Origin of the sequence: Streptomyces sp. NPDC047022 (assembly GCF_040644155.1) — a bacterium.
GTDB lineage: Bacteria > Actinomycetota > Actinomycetes > Streptomycetales > Streptomycetaceae > Streptomyces.
Genome location: NZ_JBEYVV010000003.1, coordinates 65796 through 83799, shown reverse-complemented (window position 1 = coordinate 83799; position 18004 = coordinate 65796). Strand labels below are relative to the sequence as shown.

At 69.8% G+C, this 18004-nt stretch carries 17 protein-coding genes; all 17 read left to right on the top strand.

Features of this window, described 5'->3' with window-relative positions; genetic code table 11:
• The first annotated feature begins 22 nt into the window (after nt 1-22).
• The 17 genes from ABZ845_RS05470 (at nt 23) to ABZ845_RS05390 (ending at nt 17987) form a co-directional block, all read left to right on the top strand.
• The gene (locus ABZ845_RS05470; RefSeq protein WP_360973236.1) at nt 23-1315 is read left to right on the top strand and encodes a homoserine dehydrogenase; all 1293 of its coding nucleotides are present in this window, start codon (nt 23-25) and stop codon (nt 1313-1315) included.
• Nucleotides 1316-1321: 6 nt separating this feature from the next.
• Complete coding sequence (gene thrC / locus ABZ845_RS05465; RefSeq protein WP_360973234.1) at nt 1322-2380, top strand: threonine synthase; 1059 nt, start codon at nt 1322-1324, stop codon at nt 2378-2380.
• A gap of 351 nt (nt 2381-2731) precedes the next feature.
• Nucleotides 2732-3649 carry a homoserine kinase gene (gene thrB, locus ABZ845_RS05460; RefSeq protein WP_360973232.1) on the top strand — a complete coding sequence of 306 codons (918 nt, stop codon included), beginning with the start codon at nt 2732-2734 and terminating at the stop codon, nt 3647-3649.
• A gap of 413 nt (nt 3650-4062) precedes the next feature.
• The gene (rho, locus tag ABZ845_RS05455; RefSeq protein ID WP_360973230.1) at nt 4063-6048 is read left to right on the top strand and encodes a transcription termination factor Rho; all 1986 of its coding nucleotides are present in this window, start codon (nt 4063-4065) and stop codon (nt 6046-6048) included.
• A gap of 566 nt (nt 6049-6614) precedes the next feature.
• Nucleotides 6615-7751, top strand: a complete 1137-nt coding sequence (locus ABZ845_RS05450) for an LCP family protein (RefSeq protein WP_360973228.1) — start codon at nt 6615-6617, stop codon at nt 7749-7751.
• A gap of 149 nt (nt 7752-7900) precedes the next feature.
• A complete protein-coding gene (gene rpmE / locus ABZ845_RS05445; protein WP_103838593.1) occupies nt 7901-8122 on the top strand; it encodes a 50S ribosomal protein L31 in 222 nt (73 codons plus the stop codon).
• 140 nt (nt 8123-8262) lie between these two features.
• Nucleotides 8263-9330, top strand: a complete 1068-nt coding sequence (gene prfA / locus ABZ845_RS05440) for a peptide chain release factor 1 (RefSeq protein ID WP_360973225.1) — start codon at nt 8263-8265, stop codon at nt 9328-9330.
• A gap of 69 nt (nt 9331-9399) precedes the next feature.
• The gene (prmC, locus tag ABZ845_RS05435) at nt 9400-10239 is read left to right on the top strand and encodes a peptide chain release factor N(5)-glutamine methyltransferase (RefSeq protein ID WP_360973223.1); all 840 of its coding nucleotides are present in this window, start codon (nt 9400-9402) and stop codon (nt 10237-10239) included.
• Between the two features lie 55 nt (nt 10240-10294).
• Nucleotides 10295-10942: an L-threonylcarbamoyladenylate synthase gene (locus ABZ845_RS05430; RefSeq protein ID WP_360973221.1), complete on the top strand. Its 648-nt coding sequence runs from the start codon at nt 10295-10297 to the stop codon at nt 10940-10942.
• 40 nt (nt 10943-10982) lie between these two features.
• Nucleotides 10983-11642, top strand: a complete 660-nt coding sequence (locus ABZ845_RS05425) for a protein-tyrosine-phosphatase (RefSeq protein WP_360973219.1) — start codon at nt 10983-10985, stop codon at nt 11640-11642.
• Nucleotides 11643-11751: 109 nt separating this feature from the next.
• Entirely contained in the window at nt 11752-12996 is a 1245-nt protein-coding gene (gene glyA, locus ABZ845_RS05420; RefSeq protein ID WP_360973217.1) for a serine hydroxymethyltransferase, read from the top strand.
• 127 nt (nt 12997-13123) lie between these two features.
• Nucleotides 13124-14488, top strand: coding sequence for an MraY family glycosyltransferase (locus ABZ845_RS05415; RefSeq protein ID WP_360973215.1), 1365 nt, complete (start codon nt 13124-13126; stop codon nt 14486-14488).
• Nucleotides 14489-14774: 286 nt separating this feature from the next.
• Nucleotides 14775-15212: a hypothetical protein gene (locus ABZ845_RS05410; RefSeq protein WP_360973213.1), complete on the top strand. Its 438-nt coding sequence runs from the start codon at nt 14775-14777 to the stop codon at nt 15210-15212.
• A gap of 225 nt (nt 15213-15437) precedes the next feature.
• Nucleotides 15438-16256: a F0F1 ATP synthase subunit A gene (atpB, locus tag ABZ845_RS05405; protein ID WP_360973211.1), complete on the top strand. Its 819-nt coding sequence runs from the start codon at nt 15438-15440 to the stop codon at nt 16254-16256.
• 82 nt (nt 16257-16338) lie between these two features.
• Complete coding sequence (gene atpE / locus ABZ845_RS05400) at nt 16339-16578, top strand: ATP synthase F0 subunit C (protein WP_018571456.1); 240 nt, start codon at nt 16339-16341, stop codon at nt 16576-16578.
• A gap of 48 nt (nt 16579-16626) precedes the next feature.
• Nucleotides 16627-17175, top strand: coding sequence for a F0F1 ATP synthase subunit B (locus ABZ845_RS05395; RefSeq protein ID WP_360973686.1), 549 nt, complete (start codon nt 16627-16629; stop codon nt 17173-17175).
• Nucleotides 17172-17987, top strand: a complete 816-nt coding sequence (locus tag ABZ845_RS05390; protein ID WP_360973208.1) for a F0F1 ATP synthase subunit delta — start codon at nt 17172-17174, stop codon at nt 17985-17987. The genes ABZ845_RS05395 and ABZ845_RS05390 overlap by 4 nt, the downstream gene beginning before the upstream one ends.
• The last annotated feature ends 17 nt before the right edge of the window (nt 17988-18004 follow it).

The following is an 18004-nucleotide window of genomic DNA, read 5'->3' as shown; positions in this document are numbered from 1 at the left end:
CCGTAGAAGGAAACGAGGTCGGATGATGCGTACGCGTCCGCTGAGGGTGGCGCTGCTGGGCTGTGGAGTGGTCGGCTCAGAGGTGGCGCGCATCATGACGACGCACGCCGACGATCTCGCGGCCCGCATCGGGGCCCCGGTGGAACTCGCGGGTGTGGCCGTACGGCGGCCCTCCAAGGTGCGTGAGGGCATTCCTGCCTCCCTCATCACCACGGACGCCACCGCCCTCGTCAAACGCGGGGACATCGACGTCGTGGTGGAGGTCATCGGCGGGATCGAGCCCGCCCGGACCCTCATCACCACCGCCTTCGAGCACGGCGCCTCCGTCGTCTCCGCCAACAAGGCGCTGCTCGCCCAGGACGGGGCGGCGCTGCATGCCGCGGCGGAGGAGCACGGCCGGGACCTCTACTACGAGGCGGCCGTCGCCGGCGCCATCCCGCTGATCCGCCCGCTGCGCGAGTCGCTGGCCGGCGACAAGGTCAACCGGGTCCTCGGCATCGTCAACGGGACGACCAACTTCATCCTCGACAAGATGGACTCCACCGGCGCCGGGTACCAGGAGGCCCTCGACGAGGCCACCGCCCTCGGGTACGCGGAGGCGGACCCCACGGCCGACGTGGAGGGGTTCGACGCGGCGGCGAAGGCCGCCATCCTCGCCGGTATCGCCTTCCACACGCGCGTGCGGCTCGATGACGTCTACCGCGAGGGGATGACCGAGGTCACCGCCGCCGACTTCGCTTCGGCGAAGGAGATGGGCTGCACCATCAAGCTGCTCGCCATCTGCGAGCGTGCGGCAGACGGGGGCTCGGTGACCGCGCGCGTGCACCCCGCCATGATTCCGCTGACCCACCCGCTCGCCTCCGTGCGCGGCGCGTACAACGCCGTCTTCGTGGAGTCCGATGCCGCCGGTCAGCTCATGTTCTACGGGCCGGGCGCGGGCGGCGCGCCGACCGCCTCCGCCGTCCTCGGCGACCTGGTGGCGGTGTGCCGCAACCGGCTCAACGGCGCCACCGGGCCCGGCGAGTCGGCGTACGCCGCGCTGCCGGTGTCCCCGATGGGCGACGTCGTCACGCGCTACCACATCAGCCTCGACGTCGCCGACAAACCGGGTGTTCTCGCGCAGGTCGCGACCGTCTTCGCCGAGCACGACGTCTCGATCGGTACGGTGCGCCAGCGAGGCAAGGACGGGGAGGCCTCCCTCGTCGTCGTCACTCACCAGGCGTCCGACGCGTCCCTCAGCGGGACCGTGGAGGCGCTGCGCAAGCTCGACACCGTGCGGGGTGTCGCCAGCATCATGCGGGTTGAAGGAGAGTAAGCAGCAATGACCCACCAGTGGCGCGGAATCATCGAGGAGTACCGGGACCGGCTGCCGGTTTCGGACAGCACGCCGGTCGTCACGCTCCGTGAGGGCGGCACGCCGCTCGTCCCCGCGCAGGTGCTCTCCGAGCGCACCGGTTGTGATGTTCATCTCAAGGTTGAGGGTGCCAATCCCACCGGGTCCTTCAAGGACCGCGGCATGACCATGGCCATCTCCAAGGCCAAGGAGGAGGGCGCCAAGGCGGTCATCTGCGCGTCCACGGGCAACACCTCCGCGAGCGCCGCGGCGTACGCCGTACGCGCCGGGATGGTCTCGGCCGTGCTCGTGCCGCAGGGCAAGATCGCGCTCGGCAAGATGGGCCAGGCCCTCGTGCACGGCGCGAAGATCCTCCAGGTCGACGGCAACTTCGACGACTGCCTCACCCTGGCCCGCGAGCTGTCCGACAACTACCCGGTCGCGCTGGTCAATTCGGTCAACCCGGTGCGTATCGAAGGCCAGAAGACCGCGGCGTTCGAGATCGTGGACATGCTCGGCGACGCGCCCGACATTCATGTCCTGCCGGTCGGCAACGCGGGCAACATCACCGCCTACTGGAAGGGCTACCGGGAGTACGCGGCGGACGGCACCGCCACCCGGACCCCGCGCATGTGGGGCTTCCAGGCCTCTGGTTCGGCCCCGATCGTGCGCGGCGAGGTCGTCAAGGACCCGTCCACCATCGCCACCGCGATCCGCATCGGGAACCCGGCCTCCTGGCAGTACGCCCTGGCGGCGAGGGACGAGTCGGGCGGCTGCATCGATGAGGTGACGGACCGTGAGATCCTGCGCGCCTACCGGCTGTTGGCCGCTCAGGAGGGCGTCTTCGTGGAACCGGCGTCCGCGGCGTCCGTGGCCGGTCTGCTGAAGGCCGCCGAGCAGGGCAGGGTCGACCCCGGCCAGACCATCGTCTGCACGGTCACCGGCAACGGCCTCAAGGACCCCGACTGGGCCGTCGCGGGCGCCCCGCAGCCGGTCACGGTCCCGGTCGACGCGCCGACGGCGGCCGAGCGGCTCGGACTCGCGTAACCCGGCCTCAGCGGGGGATAACCCTGTTGGCGCCCGTCAGAAGGTGCACAGGGGGCTTACGACACGCATCGTGCGCCTCCTGTGCGCCCTATGTCGCCACAGAACCTTCCTTCGATAGGCTGTACCGAACCCGGCCGCCGCATACGCCGCAGCCGCGTATGCCGCGGTGCCGCGCCGCCCCGGCGGCCAGGCCCGGGTTTCCCGCAGACGAACCTTCCGTACGCAACCACTCCGCACGTATCGAATGCCATCCGGTGCCATCGGGCACCGTCCGACACCGTCCGGTTCGAACGGCCCGGACAGCCCGGACGTCATTCGACCAGCACGCAGCTCAAGGAGAGTCATCGAGCGATGGCCGGTCCAGCGTTTCGCGCCGCCGCCGTCCGGGTGCGCGTCCCCGCCACCAGTGCCAACCTCGGCCCGGGCTTCGACGCCCTTGGCCTCGCACTGGGGCTGTACGACGACGTGGTCGTCCGGGTGGCCGACTCCGGTCTGCACATCGACATCGCGGGCGAGGGCGGCGCGACGCTCCCGCGCGACGAGAGCCACCTCCTCGTACGGTCCTTGCGCGCCGCCTTCGACGTGCTGGGCGGCCAGCCGCGCGGTCTGGAGATCGTGTGCGCCAACCGCATTCCGCACGGACGCGGACTCGGCTCCTCCTCCGCCGCCATCTGCGCCGGAATCGTCGCCGCCCGCGCCGTGACCATAGGCGGCGACAGCCGGCTCGACGACGCCGCGCTGCTGGAGCTCGCCACCGAGATCGAGGGCCACCCCGACAACGTCGCGGCCTGCCTTCTGGGCGGGTTCACCCTCTCCTGGATGGAGCGGGGCGCCGCCCGCGCGATCCGCATGGACCCCGCCGATTCCATCGTTCCGGTGGTTTTCGTACCCGGAAAGCCCGTGCTGACCGAGACGGCGCGTGGACTGCTCCCGCGCGCCGTGCCGCACGTCGATGCCGCCACCAACGCGGGCCGCGCCGCGCTGCTGGTGGAGGCGCTGACCCGGCGCCCCGAACTGCTGCTGCCGGCCACCGAGGACCGCCTCCACCAGGAGTACCGCGCCCCGGCGATGCCGGAGAGCGCCGCGCTGGTGGAGCGCCTGCGGGGCGACGGGATCCCCGCCGTGATCTCCGGCGCGGGACCCACCGTGCTGGCGCTGGCCGACGACGACAGCGCCGACAAGGTGGCCGACCTGGCGGGCGAGGGCTGGGCCGCCAACCGGCTGGACCTAGACGGCCAGGGAGCGAGCGTGCTGCCGCTTGCGCCCTGACACACGGTTGCCGGATTTCGAGAGGGGGAATGTTTGTTGGATCCGGTAGTGTTAATCTCAAGTCTGCACCCGACCCCGCCATGGCGAGGTGCTTCACGTCCCCGTCCGGGACAGCCAATTCTTCCGGGAGCCTCCCAAGCCGCATTGTGTTTCGTATCTCGTACCTGAGCAGTACGTCGTACGCGGACACTGTGCGGGTTGCAGAGCACGCTCCGGAATCGGCGTGACCGAGCCGCCTGACACACCACCACGTGCCACGGCTTCGGGAAGCGTCAGTCACCAGATATCTCTTCCGCCGCTTTGGCGGACCACCGCCCCGGCTCGGTCCACACAGGAAACGGGACCGAAAGCCGGACAGCACAACCGGTCGCCGAGCCAGACAGGCCGACGTCCGCTCCAGGGAAGGACCCTTCGTGAGCGACACCACCGATCTGATGGGCGCACGTGTCGAGGAGACCGCTGCCGCGCCCGCCACGGACGCCTCCGCGCCTGCCACCGGTGCCGGCTCCCGGCGGCGCCGCGGTACCGGCCTCGAGGGCATGGTGCTGGCCGAGCTGCAGCAGGTCGCCTCCGGCCTCGGCATCAGGGGTACGGCGCGTATGCGCAAGAGCCAGCTGATCGAGGTCATCAAGGAGGCGCAGGCCGGCTCCGGAAGCGGTGCGGCCCCGGCCAAGGCCGAGGCCACCGAGACCAAGCCCAAGCGCCGGGCCACCTCCCGGGCCCGTACCGGTGACGAGGCCGCCGCGGCCGAGACCAAGGCCGAGAAGGCGGTCGAGCAGCCGGCCCAGCAGCAGATCGAGATCCCCGGCCAGGGCGCCGGTGACGACGGCCCGGCCGAGCGCCGTCGGCGCCGTGCGACCGCGGAGGCGGGCAGCCCCGAGACGGTCGCCGCCGAGGCCAAGGGCGAGCCGAAGGCCGAGGCGCAGGCGCAGGGTGACGCCGACGGCGGCGAGGGCCGCCGCCGTGACCGCCGCGACCGTGGCCGCGACCGCGACCGCCGGGGCAAGGGCGACGAGCAGCAGCAGGGCCAGGGCGGGCAGCAGGGCCAGGGCGGGCAGCAGCGCCAGCAGCAGAGCCAGGGCCAGGGCCAGCAGCAGGGTGGCGGACGTCAGGACCGCCAGGACCGCCAGGACCGCCAGGAACGCCAGGACGACGACGACTTCGAGGGTGGCCGCCGCGGCCGTCGCGGGCGCTACCGCGACCGCCGTGGCCGCCGTGGCCGCGACGACATCGCCGCCGAGCCGCAGCTCGCCGAGGACGACGTCCTGATCCCGGTCGCGGGCATCCTGGACATCCTCGACAACTACGCCTTCATCCGCACCTCCGGCTACCTGCCGGGTCCCAACGACGTGTACGTCTCCCTCGCCCAGGTCCGCAAGAACGGCCTGCGCAAGGGCGATCACATCACCGGTGCGGTCCGCCAGCCGAAGGAGGGCGAGCGCCGCGAGAAGTTCAACGCCCTCGTCCGCCTCGACTCCGTCAACGGCATGGCGCCCGAACACGGCCGTGGCCGCCCGGAGTTCAACAAGCTGACGCCGCTATACCCGCAGGACCGGCTCCGTCTGGAGACGGACCCGGGCGTGCTGACCACCCGCATCATCGACCTGGTGTCGCCGATCGGTAAGGGCCAGCGCGGTCTGATCGTGGCCCCGCCGAAGACCGGCAAGACCATGATCATGCAGGCGATCGCCAACGCGATCACCCACAACAACCCCGAGTGCCACCTGATGGTCGTCCTCGTCGACGAGCGTCCGGAAGAGGTCACCGACATGCAGCGGTCGGTCAAGGGCGAGGTCATCTCCTCGACCTTCGACCGTCCGGCCGAGGACCACACCACGGTCGCCGAGCTCGCCATCGAGCGTGCCAAGCGTCTGGTGGAGCTGGGCCACGACGTCGTCGTGCTGCTGGACTCGATCACGCGACTGGGCCGCGCCTACAACCTCGCGGCGCCGGCCTCCGGCCGCATCCTGTCCGGTGGTGTCGACTCGACGGCCCTGTACCCGCCGAAGCGCTTCTTCGGTGCGGCCCGCAACATCGAGGACGGCGGCTCGCTGACCATCCTCGCCACCGCCCTGGTGGACACCGGGTCCCGCATGGACGAGGTGATCTTCGAGGAGTTCAAGGGCACCGGCAACATGGAGCTCAAGCTCGACCGGAAGCTCGCCGACAAGCGCATCTTCCCGGCGGTGGACGTCGACGCGTCCGGTACCCGCAAGGAGGAGATCCTGCTCGGGAACGAGGAGCTCTCCGTCGTGTGGAAGCTTCGGCGGGTGCTGCACGCGCTGGACCAGCAGCAGGCCATTGAGCTGCTGCTCGACAAGATGAAGCAGACGAAGTCGAACGTCGAGTTTCTGATGCAGATCCAGAAGACGACGCCGACGCCGGGGAACGGGGACTGAGTTTCCGTCCGACGTTCGAGGGTCGCCCCTTTCGGGGGGCGGCCCTCTTCGCGTTCGAGCGGGGGTTGGGGGTTGCGGGCGGCTGACCCTGCCAGGGGTGCGGGTGTTTGTTGCAGGCTGCGGGTGCTTTGTGGCTTGTCGCGGCCGCGCGGCGGAGCCGCATATTGGTGGAGCCTCGCGCCCCCTGGGGGTGGTGCCGGTTCGTCGCAGCCCGCGGGTTCGTCGTGGCTTGTCGCGCCCGCGCGGCGGAGCCGCATATTGGTCGGGCCCCGCGCCCCTATGCGCGGGCGCTTCGCGCCGCCCGTGGTGCGAGACCTTTGCCACAAGGTGGTGGGTTGGCGAGGGATCTCGGAGGTGGGGGAAAGGGCAGGTGGAAGGGGGTGGCCGTGATTCGTGGTGACGTAGTGTGTCCTCCATGTAACGGCGTTTGCGTATTTCGTTGTGCAACCCTGGCTCGGGTTTCGCCGTCTGAATGTACGGAGTGACCATGGAGCGACGAGGGTCGTAGGACAGGACTGACCCCGGACGCGGGGGGTACTCGAGAGTGGACCAGGACTGAGGAGCACATGCCTGCCGAAAGCACACCGGACGCCGGCATAGCCGACGGGGCCACGATGGGCGGCCCCGGCCGTGGCAAGGGCCGCCGCCGCAAGCCCCGCGGCAAGGGACGCAAGGCCGTCCTTGTCACGGCCTGGACCGCGGCGGGCATCGTCGTGCTCGGCGGCACCGGTGTCGGCTACCTGTACTTCAAGCTCAACGGCAACATCCACAGCGTCGACATCAACCAGGCCCTCGGCAACGACCGGCCCCTGAAGGTCGACAACGGCTCGGAGAACATCCTGGTCCTCGGCTCGGACAGCCGTTCCGGCGGCAACAAGAAGCTGGGCGGCGGCACCGACGACGGCAGCGCCCGTTCCGACACGGCGATGATCGTGCACCTCTACAAGGGCCACAAGCGGGCCAGCGTGGTCTCCATTCCGCGCGACACCCTCATCGACCGCCCCGAGTGCACCGACACCAAGGGCACCACGTACCCGGCGGCGAGCGGGGTGATGTTCAACTCCGCGTACTCCACGGGCGGTGCCGCCTGCGCCGTGAAGACCGTCGAGTCGATCACCGGCATTCGCATGGACCACTACCTCGAGGTCGACTTCAGCGGCTTCAAGCAGCTGATCGACGACCTCGGCGGTGTCCCGGTCACCACCACCAGGAACATCGACGACCCGGACAGCCACCTCCGCCTCAAGGCCGGCACGCACACGCTGGACGGCACCCAGGCCCTCGGCCTCGTCCGTACCCGGCACGGTGTGGGCGACGGCTCCGACCTCGGCCGGATCCAGCTCCAGCAGGCCTTCATCAAGGCCCTGGCCCACCAGGTCGAGCAGATCGGCGTGCTGAGCAGCCCCACCAAGCTGTACGACCTCGCCGACACCGCCACCAAGTCCGTCACCACCGACTCCGACCTGGCCTCGGTCAAGGATCTGGCGTCGTTCGCGGGCGGGCTGAAGGGCATCAGCCCGTCCCATATGAACATGGTGACCATGCCCGTCGCGTACGACCCGGTCGATCCCAACCGTGTCGTCGTACAGAAGGCCAAGGCCCGGCTGATCTGGGACGCCCTCAAGAACGACAGGGCCATCCCGGCGAGCGCCGTCCAGGGCTCCGCGACGGGCCAGGCCAAGGGCGTGGTCGAGTCCTCCTGACGGAGGCGGACGGACACAGGGAATAGATCACGCGTGCCCCCCGTTTTGGGGGATACGGCCAGTCCTGGCAGACTGGTACGTCGGCTCCGGTTCACGCCTCCGCATCCCGCGGCTGCGACCCGGCGCCCTCCCGAAAACTAGGAGACACCTTGAAGCGCGACATCCACCCCGCGTACGTCGAGACGCAGGTCAGCTGCACCTGCGGCGCGTCGTTCACCACCCGTAGCACCATCGAGTCCGGCACCATCCGGGCCGAGGTCTGCTCCGAGTGTCACCCGTTCTACACGGGCAAGCAGAAGATCCTCGACACCGGTGGCCGTGTGGCCCGCTTCGAGGCCCGCTTCGGCAAGGCTGCCGCTGCCAAGAAGTAGCGAGCCCACAGCGCCGGTCCTCGGTGCTCCCCGCTTCACGGCGGGGGCACCGGGACCGGCGCTTTGCGGTGCAGCCACTTTTCGTCGTACGTACGTCCCCATGCCCGGGCCGGGTGGGGGACATCCCATGGGAGCCGGAGATGTTCGAGGCGGTCGAGGAACTGGTCGGTGAACACGCCGACCTGGAGAAGAAGCTCGCGGACCCGTCGGTCCACGCCGACCAGGCGAACGCGCGCAAGCTGAACAAGCGCTATGCCGAGCTGGGCCCGATCGTCGCCACGTTCCGTTCCTGGAAGCGGGCCGGCGACGACATCGAGACCGCACGCGAACTGGCTGCCGACGACCCGGACTTCGCCGCGGAGGTCAAGGACCTGGAGAAGCAGCGTGAGGCGCTCACCGAGAAGCTGCGCCTGCTGCTGATCCCGCGCGACCCCAGCGACGACAAGGACGTCATCCTCGAGATCAAGGCGGGCGCGGGCGGCGACGAGTCCGCCCTGTTCGCCGGCGACCTGCTGCGCATGTACCTGCGCTACGCGGAACGGGTCGGCTGGAAGACCGAGATCATCGACTCCACCGAGTCGGAGCTCGGCGGCTACAAGGACGTCCAGGTCGCCGTGAAGACCCGTGGGCAGACCGAGCCCGGCCAGGGCGTGTGGGCCCGCCTGAAGTACGAGGGCGGGGTGCACCGGGTGCAGCGTGTGCCCGCGACGGAGTCCGCGGGCCGAATCCACACCTCCGCGGCCGGTGTGCTGGTCACGCCCGAGGCGGAGGAGGTCGACGTCGAGATCAACCCGAACGACCTCCGCATCGACGTCTACCGCTCCTCGGGACCCGGCGGCCAGTCCGTCAACACGACCGACTCCGCCGTGCGCATCACGCACATCCCGACCGGCGTCGTCGCCTCCTGCCAGAACGAGAAGAGCCAGCTGCAGAACAAGCAGCAGGCGATGCGTATCCTGCGCTCCAGGCTGCTGGCCAAGGCGCAGGAGGAGGCGGAGAAGGAGGCGGCCGACGCCCGCCGCAGCCAGGTCCGCACGGTCGACCGCTCCGAGAAGATCCGCACGTACAACTTCCCGGAGAACCGCATCTCCGACCACCGCGTCGGCTTCAAGGCGTACAACCTGGACCAGGTCCTCGACGGCGACCTCGAAACGGTGATCCAGGCTTGCGTCGACGCGGACTCGGCCGCCAAACTCGCCGCCGCGTAAGGACACGTACACAACCGGAGGACCAGCGTGCAGCAGAACATTGGGGGGCGACCCCCAAGCCCCCGCAGCGTGCTGCTCGCGGAGGTGGCCCAGGCCACCCAGCGGCTGGCCGACGCGGGTGTGCCCTCGCCTCGTTACGACGCGGAGGAGCTCGCCGCGTTCGTGCACGGCGTCAAGCGCGGCCAGCTGCACTCCGTGAAGGACGCGGAGTTCGACGCCCGCTACTGGGAGGTCATCGCCCGCCGCGAGGCCCGCGAGCCGCTCCAGCACATCACCGGTCGCGCGTATTTCCGATACCTGGAACTCCAGGTCGGACCCGGGGTGTTCGTCCCGCGCCCGGAGACCGAGTCGGTCGTCGGCTGGGCCATAGACGCGGTGCGCGCGATGGACGTCGTCGAGCCGCTGATCGTCGACCTGTGCACCGGCTCCGGCGCCATCGCGCTCGCCCTGGCGCAGGAGGTGCCGCGCTCCCGCGTGCACGCCGTGGAGCTGTCCGAGGACGCCCTGCAATGGACCCGCAAGAACACCGCGGGGTCCAGGGTCGACCTGCGCCAGGGAGACGCCCGTACGGCGTTCCCGGACCTCGACGGGCAGGTCGACCTCGTGATCTCCAACCCGCCGTACATCCCGCTGACCGAATGGGAGTACGTCGCCCCCGAGGCCCGGGACCACGACCCGGAGATGGCCCTGTTCTCCGGCGAGGACGGTCTCGACCTCATCCGGGGCCTGGAGCGCACCGCGCACCGGCTGCTGCGTCCCGGCGGTGTCGTCGTCATCGAGCACGCCGACACCCAGGGCGGTCAGGTGCCCTGGATCTTCACCGAGGAGCGGGGCTGGGCCGACGCGGCCGACCACCCCGACCTCAACAACCGCCCGCGCTTCGCGACCGCCCGCAGGGCGCTGCCGTGAGCACCCCGACGACTCTCTTTCCGCAGCAGTACAGGTACGAGGAGGCCAGCTGAAGATGGCACGGCGATACGACACCAACGACGCGACCGACCGTGTGACCGGTCTGCGCGAAGCCGCGTCCGCCGTCCGCCGTGGCGAACTCGTGGTGCTGCCGACCGACACCGTGTACGGCATCGGCGCCGACGCGTTCTCCTCGGAGGCCGTGGCCGACCTGCTCGCCGCCAAGGGCCGTGGCCGCAACATGCCCACGCCCGTCCTCATCGGTTCCCCGAACACCCTGCACGGCCTCGTCACGGACTTCTCCGAGATGGCCTGGGAACTGGTCGACGCGTTCTGGCCGGGCGCCCTCACGCTCGTCGCCAAGCACCAGCCGTCCCTCCAGTGGGACCTCGGGGACACCCGGGGCACCGTAGCCGTGCGCATGCCGCTGCACCCGGTCGCCATCGAGCTGCTGACCGAGTTCGGCCCGATGGCTGTCTCCTCCGCGAACCTCACGGGCCACCCGGCGCCCGAGGACTGCGACGCCGCCCAGGAGATGCTCGGCGACTCGGTCTCCGTGTACCTCGACGGCGGCCCGACCCCCGGCAATGTGCCGTCCTCGATCGTGGACGTCACCGGCAAGGTGCCGGTCCTGCTGCGCCAGGGCGCGCTGTCCGCCGAGGAGCTGCGCAAGGTCGTACCCGACCTCGAGGTGGCGAATTGACAGCCCCTGACTCCCCCCGGCTCTCGCAGGGGGGACCCCCATGCGCGGTATAGGCCCCGGGGACGGGGCGGGGAACCCGGTGGAATCCGGCGCTCCGCACGACACCTTCCGCATCCTCCACGTCAGCACCGGCAATGTGTGCCGCTCGCCGATCACCGAGCGGCTGACGCGGCATGCCCTGGCGGACCGGCTCGGCGACCCCCTGTGGGGCGGGCTGATCGTGGAGAGCGCGGGCACCTGGGGCCATGAAGGCGCGCCCATGGAGGCGAACGCGGAGGCGGTCCTCGCCGACTTCGGCGCGGACGCGTCCGGGTTCACCGGGCGCGAACTGCTGGACGAGCACGTCATCCGGGCCGACCTGGTCCTGACCGCGACCCGCGACCACCGCGCCCAGGTCATCTCCATGGGCCATTCGGCGGGCCTGCGCACCTTCACGCTGAAGGAGTTCACCCGCCTGGTGCGCGCCATAGACCCCGCCACGCTGCCTCCGCTGGAGGACGGCGTGGTCGAGCGCGCCCGGGCCCTGGTGCGGGCCGCCGCCGCGCTGCGCGGCTGGCTGCTGGCGCCGACGGCGGAGGCCGACGAGGTGTTCGACCCGTACGGGGCGCCGCTGACCTTCTTCCGGTCGATCGGGGACGAGATCCACCAGGCGCTCGATCCGGTCGTGACTGCGCTGACCGGGGTACCGGCGCGCGCCTGAGTTCCGGCCGGCACTGCGCTGACCGGGTACCCGAGCGCACCTCGGTTCCGGGCGCCGCACGGGCCGCGGGCCTACATTGGACGTACGTCCCCGACGCCCGGAGCCCATCATGGCGGTCACCCGTACCCTCGACGAGGCCGGCGTACTGAGCCGGCAGGACCCAGAGCTGGCCGAGATCCTCCTCGGGGAACTCGACCGGCAGTCGACGACCCTTCAGCTGATCGCAGCCGAGAACTTCACCTCGCCGGCCGTGCTCGCCGCCCTCGGCTCCCCGCTCGCCAACAAGTACGCCGAGGGGTATCCCGGCGCCCGGTACCACGGCGGGTGCGAGATCGTCGATGTCGCCGAGCGCATCGCCATCGACCGCGCCAGGACGCTGTTCGCAGCCGAGCACGCCAATGTGCAGTCGCACTCGGGCTCGTCCGCGATGCTCGCCGCGTACGCCGCGCTGCTCAGGCCCGGGGACACGGTGCTCGCCCTGGGACTGCCGCACGGCGGCCACCTCACACACGGCTCGCCCGCCAACTTCTCCGGCCGCTGGTTCGACTTCGTCGGCTACGGGGTGGAAGCGGACTCCGGGCTCATCGACCACGAGCAGGTGCGCGCCCTGGCCCGGACGCACCGGCCCAAGGCCATCGTGTGCGGGTCCATCACCTCTCCGCGCCATATCGACTACGCCTTCTTCCGGAAGGTCGCCGACGAGGTGGGCGCCTACCTCATCGCCGACGCGGCCCATCCGATAGGGCTGGTCGCCGGGGGAGCGGCGCCCAGCCCTGTGCCGTACGCGGACATCGTGTGCGCCACCACGCACAAGGTGCTGCGCGGCCCACGCGGAGGCATGATCCTGTGCGGCGCCGAGCTGGCGGAGCGGGTGGACCGTGCCGTCTTCCCGTTCACCCAGGGCGGTGCCCAGATGCACAGCATCGCCGCCAAGGCCGTCGCGTTCGGCGAGGCGTCGACGGAGGTCTTCGCCCGGTACGCCCGGCAGGTGGTGTCCAACGCGCGCCGGCTCGCGGCGGCCCTGGGCGCCGCGGGGATGACGGTCGTCACCGGCGGCACCGACACCCATCTGCTGGTGGTGGACCCGGCACCGCTCGGCGTGGACGGCCGCGCCGCGCGAGGACTGCTCGCGGCGGCCGGCATGGTGCTGGACACCTGCGCGCTGCCTCACGGCGACGCCCGGGGCCTGCGCCTGGGCACGGCCGCGGTGACCACGCAGGGCATGGGCGAGATGGAGATGGAGTACATCGCGGCGCTGTTCACGGCCGTGCTGCGCGAGGAGATGGACGGGCGGACGGCGCGTGAAGAAGTGCGGGAGCTCACCGGGAGATTTCCCCCGTATCCCGGCCTGTAGGGGGTAGGCGGGAGGGGACGCACCAAGATACGTGGAACCATCTTGGCTACCCGTTCGTCTCCATCCGTATGCAGGCGAAGCTAGGGTATGAGGCTATGGATGCCCAGCGAGACCTGTGGGGAAGCCTGTGCGTGAGTACCTGCTGACGCTCTGCATCACGGCCGCGGTGACGTATCTGCTGACAGGGCCGGTACGTAAGTTCGCGATCGTGGCCGGGGCCATGCCGGAGATCCGGGCCCGTGACGTGCATCGGGAACCGACTCCCCGGCTCGGCGGTATCGCCATGTTCTTCGGTCTGTGCGCGGGTCTGCTGGTCGCCGACCACCTCAAGAACCTCAACCAGGTCTTCGCGAGCTCGAACGAGCCGCGGGCGCTGCTGTCGGGGGCCGCCCTCATCTGGCTGATCGGTGTCCTGGACGACAAGTTCGAGATCGACGCCCTGATCAAGCTGGGCGGTCAGATGATCGCCGCGGGTGTGATGGTCATGCAGGGTCTGACGATCCTGTGGCTGCCCGTCCCGGGCGTGGGCACCGTCCTGCTGACCCCCTGGCAGGGCACCCTGCTGACCGTGGCGCTGGTCGTCATCACGATCAACGCGGTCAACTTCGTGGACGGCCTCGACGGCCTTGCCGCCGGAATGGTGTGCATCGCCTCGGCCGCGTTCTTCATGTACGCCTACCGGATCTGGGTCGGCTACGGTCTCGAAGCCGCCGCGCCCGCGACCCTTTTCGCGGCCATCCTGCTGGGCATGTGCCTGGGCTTCCTGCCGCACAACATGCATCCCGCGCGGATCTTCATGGGCGACTCGGGGTCGATGCTGATCGGGCTCGTGCTCGCCGCGGGCGCGATCTCCATCACGGGGCAGCTCGACCCGGACGCGATGAACCTCTTCTCCGGTTCGGAGCGCGCGACGGTCCACCAGACGGTGCCCGTCTACATCCCGCTGCTGCTCCCGCTGACGATCATCGCCGTGCCGGCGGCGGACTTCTTCCTCGCGATCGTGCGCCGCACCTGGCGCGGCCAGTCGCCGTTCGCGGCGGACCGCGGGCATCTGCACCACCGGCTCCTGGAGATCGGCCACTCGCACAGCCGGGCCGTGCTGATCATGTACTTCTGGTCGGGGCTCATCGCCTTCGGCACCCTCGCCTACTCCGTGAACTCGGCGCCCCTGCTGATCGTGCTCGGCGTCGTGGCCCTGAGCGCGGTCGGTCTCGTACTGCTTCTGCTGCCGAGGTTCACCCCGCGCGCCCCGCGCTGGGCCGAGGCGTTCGTGCCGCCCCGCTACCGCCGCGGACGCGGGCTGCGGCCCGTCCATGACGTCATGCACGGGGACGGGGACCTGGTGGAGACCGGGCATGTGACGGAACACGCTCGCACCCCGGTCGTCTCGGGTGCCGTGAGGGTCTCGGGAGCCAACGGCGCCACGGCCCTCGGGGCGCGTGCCCATCTGGACCGGCGCGGAGCCGAGTCGTCGCGCAGAGCCGCAAGGTAAGAATCTGACCGGCGCGTTGCCAAAACCTGGGGGTGCAAAGCGCCCCAATACCAGACAAGGTGTCCCGTCGGCTGCACAGACGCGCAGATTCCCTCTCATGTGTGATGGCCCGCACACCCTCTAGGTAAAGACCGCATCAAATAGTTTGTGATACCGTTCACGAGAACCCGGGGATAGAGCCGAGGAACCTCAGTGCGAGGATCCCTCGGCGGAGGATCACGCTCCGCCCGGGACTACGCTCGTCCATGACGACACCCTGCCCCCTTGTGAAAGCGGAGTTGCCGCCATGCCGTCCAATGACGTCCGGAACCTTCTGCAGACCGCTGTGCCCTCAGCGGCCGTCGGCGTGCTCGCCGTCGCCGTGAGCGGGGTCGTCGCGGGGGGCAAGGGGGCGCTCGGTGCGGCCGTCGGGGCGGCGCTGGCCATTCTCTTCATGGGGATCGGTCTGTACGTCCTGCAGTGGACGGCAAAAACGCTCCCGCACCTGTTCCAGGCCATGGGGCTGATGCTGTACGTGGCTCAACTCCTGCTGCTCCTGATCTTCGTGGGCCTCTTCAAGGGCACCTCCCTCTTCAATCCGAAGTCGTTCGCGGCTGCGCTCGTCATCGCGACGGTCGTGTGGATGGCCGCGCAGGCGCGTGCGCACATGAAGGCCAAGCTCTTCTACGTCGACCCGGACTCGGAGAAGAGCGGCACGCCCGAGAAGACAGGGTCTCCGTCGTGAGGGGTAGGGCCGGGATAAAGACATGTGAGAGATCCTGCTATCGTCCGGTGCCAACTGCGGCATCGCGGGCGCGGGCATCCGAGCTGACGCCTGCTCAAGCGCGAGGCTTGGTGCCCCCCAGCCGCCCCCACATCCGTAACACCAGTCCGGTGCCGACCCGCGGCTGCTCGCCGCGCCGACACAACGAGGTTGCCGTACCCATGCGTCACGCTGAAGGAGCCCGCGGTGAGTGCTGACCAGACCACGCTCGCCTTCGACTGGAGCTGCCGCGTCTTCGCCGAAAACGGCTGCGGCTTTCCCTCGCCGGGCCTGAACTCCTTCATCTTCAAGCCGATGTTCACGGTCGGCGGCTACGACTTCGACAAGCCGATGCTGCTCGCCCTGGTGACCACCGTCGTGGTGGTCGGGTTCTTCTGGGCCGCGTTCAGCAAGGCCAAGGTGGTCCCGGGCAAGCTCCAGATGGTCGGCGAGGCCGGCTACGACTTCGTGCGCCGCGGGATCGTGTACGAGACGCTGGGCAAGAAGCAGGGCGAGAAGTACGTCCCGCTCATGGTCTCCATCTTCTTCTTTGTATGGATCATGAACCTCTGGTCGATCATCCCGGTCGCCCAGTTCCCGGTGACGTCGATCATCGCCTACCCGGCGGCCCTGGCCGGGATCGTCTATGTGACCTGGATGGTCCTGACGTTCAAGAAGCACGGCTTCACCGGCGGCTTCAAGAACCTCACGGGCTACGACAAGTCGCTCGGCGCGGTACTGCCGCTCGTCGTGACGATCGAGTTCTTCTCCAACGTGCTGGTCCGGCCGTTCACGCACGCGGTGCGACTGTTCGCCAACATGTTCGCCGGTCACCTGCTGCTCGTGATGTTCACGGTCGCCAGCTGGTACCTGATGAACAGCTGGCTGATCGCGGCCGGTGCCGTCTCGTTCGTCATGGCCATGGTCATGATCCTCTTCGAGCTTTTCGTCCAGGCCGTTCAGGCGTACGTGTTCGTCCTCCTGGCCTGCTCCTACGTTCAGGGCGCTCTCTCCGAGCACCACTGAGCCCCTCCGCCCCGCCCCGCCCCGTCATCAGACGTCCGGTGGCCAACCCCCACCGGTCCTTGAAAGAGAAGGAAGAATCAGCATGGCTGCCACTGAGACCCTTGCCGCCGTCACCGGCTCCATCGCCTCCGTCGGCTACGGCCTCGCCGCCATCGGTCCCGGCATCGGCATCGGCATCATCTTCGGCAACGGCACCCAGGCGCTCGCCCGCCAGCCCGAGGCCGCCGGCCTGATCCGCGCCAACCAGATCCTGGGCTTCGCCTTCTGTGAGGCGCTCGCCCTCATCGGCATCGTCATGCCGTTCGTTTACACCTACAAGTAAACCGCGGCTGACGACCACCCTTAAGGGAAAGGCACTGATGACATGCAGCTGACACATCAGCTGGTGCTGGCGGCGACGGAGGAGCCTCAGAATCCGCTCATCCCGCCGGGCCCCGAACTGGTCATCGGCCTCATCACCTTCGCCATCGTCTTCTTCTTCCTCGGGAAGAAGCTGCTTCCGAACATCAACAAGGTTCTGGAGGAGCGCCGCGCGGCGATCGAAGGCGGTATCGAAGAGGCCGACGCCATGAAGGTCGAGGCCCAGAGCGTGCTCGACCAGTACAAGGCTCAGCTCGCCGAAGCCCGGCACGAGGCCGCCCGGCTGCGCCAGGAGGCGCAGGAGCAGGGCGCCACTCTCATCGCCGAGATGCGGGCCGAGGGCCAGCGGCAGCGCGAGGAGATCGTGGCAGCCGGTCACACGCAGATCGAGGCCGACCGCAAGGCCGCCGCTCAGGCGCTGCGGCAGGACGTCGGCACCCTTGCCACGGAGCTGGCCGGCAAGCTGGTCGGTGAGTCCCTCGAGGACCACGCCCGGCAGAGCCGTGTCATCGACCGCTTCCTCGACGAGCTCGAGGAGAAGGCCGAGGCCGCGCGATGAACGGAGCGAGCCGCGAGGCCCTGGCAGCCGCACGTGAGCGTCTCGACGCGCTGACGGACTCGACGTCCGTGAACGCGGCGCAGCTCGCCGACGAGCTGGCCGCCGTCACCGCGCTGCTCGACCGCGAGGTGTCGCTGCGCCGGGTCCTGACCGACCCGGCGCGGTCCGGCGAGGCCAAGGCCGCGCTGGTCGAGCGCCTGCTCGGCGCCCAGATCGGCGGACCGGCCGCCGACCTGGTGGCCGGCATGGTGCGCTCGCGCTGGTCGCAGCCCCGCGACCTGGTGGACGCGCTGGAAGAGCTGGCGAACCTGGCCGACCTCACGGGAGCCGAGAAGGCGAACGCGCTCGACGACGTCGAGGACGAGCTGTTCCGGTTCGCCCGGATCGCCACCTCGGACATCGCGCTGCGCGCCGCGCTGACCGACCGGTCCGCGAGCCCGTCGGCGAAGGCCGAGCTGCTCAGCCGCCTGCTCGGCGGCCGCGCCAACGTGACGACCGAGCGTCTGGTCACGCGCCTGGTGACCGCGCCGCGTGGACGTAGCCTGGAAGCGGGACTCGAGTCCCTGTCCAAGCTCGCAGCCGCGCGCCGTGACCGCATGGTCGCCGTCGTCACCTCGGCGGTCCCCCTGAGCGAGGGGCAGAGGCGGCGTCTCGGTGCCGCACTGGCCAAGCTCTACGGCCGACAGATGCACCTCAACCTCGACGTGGACCCCGAGGTCGTCGGCGGGATGCGGGTGCAGGTCGGTGACGAGATCATCAACGGCTCGGTGGCGGACCGCCTCGAGGACGCCCGCCGTCGCCTGGCGAGCTAGCAGCAACTCCATACGTA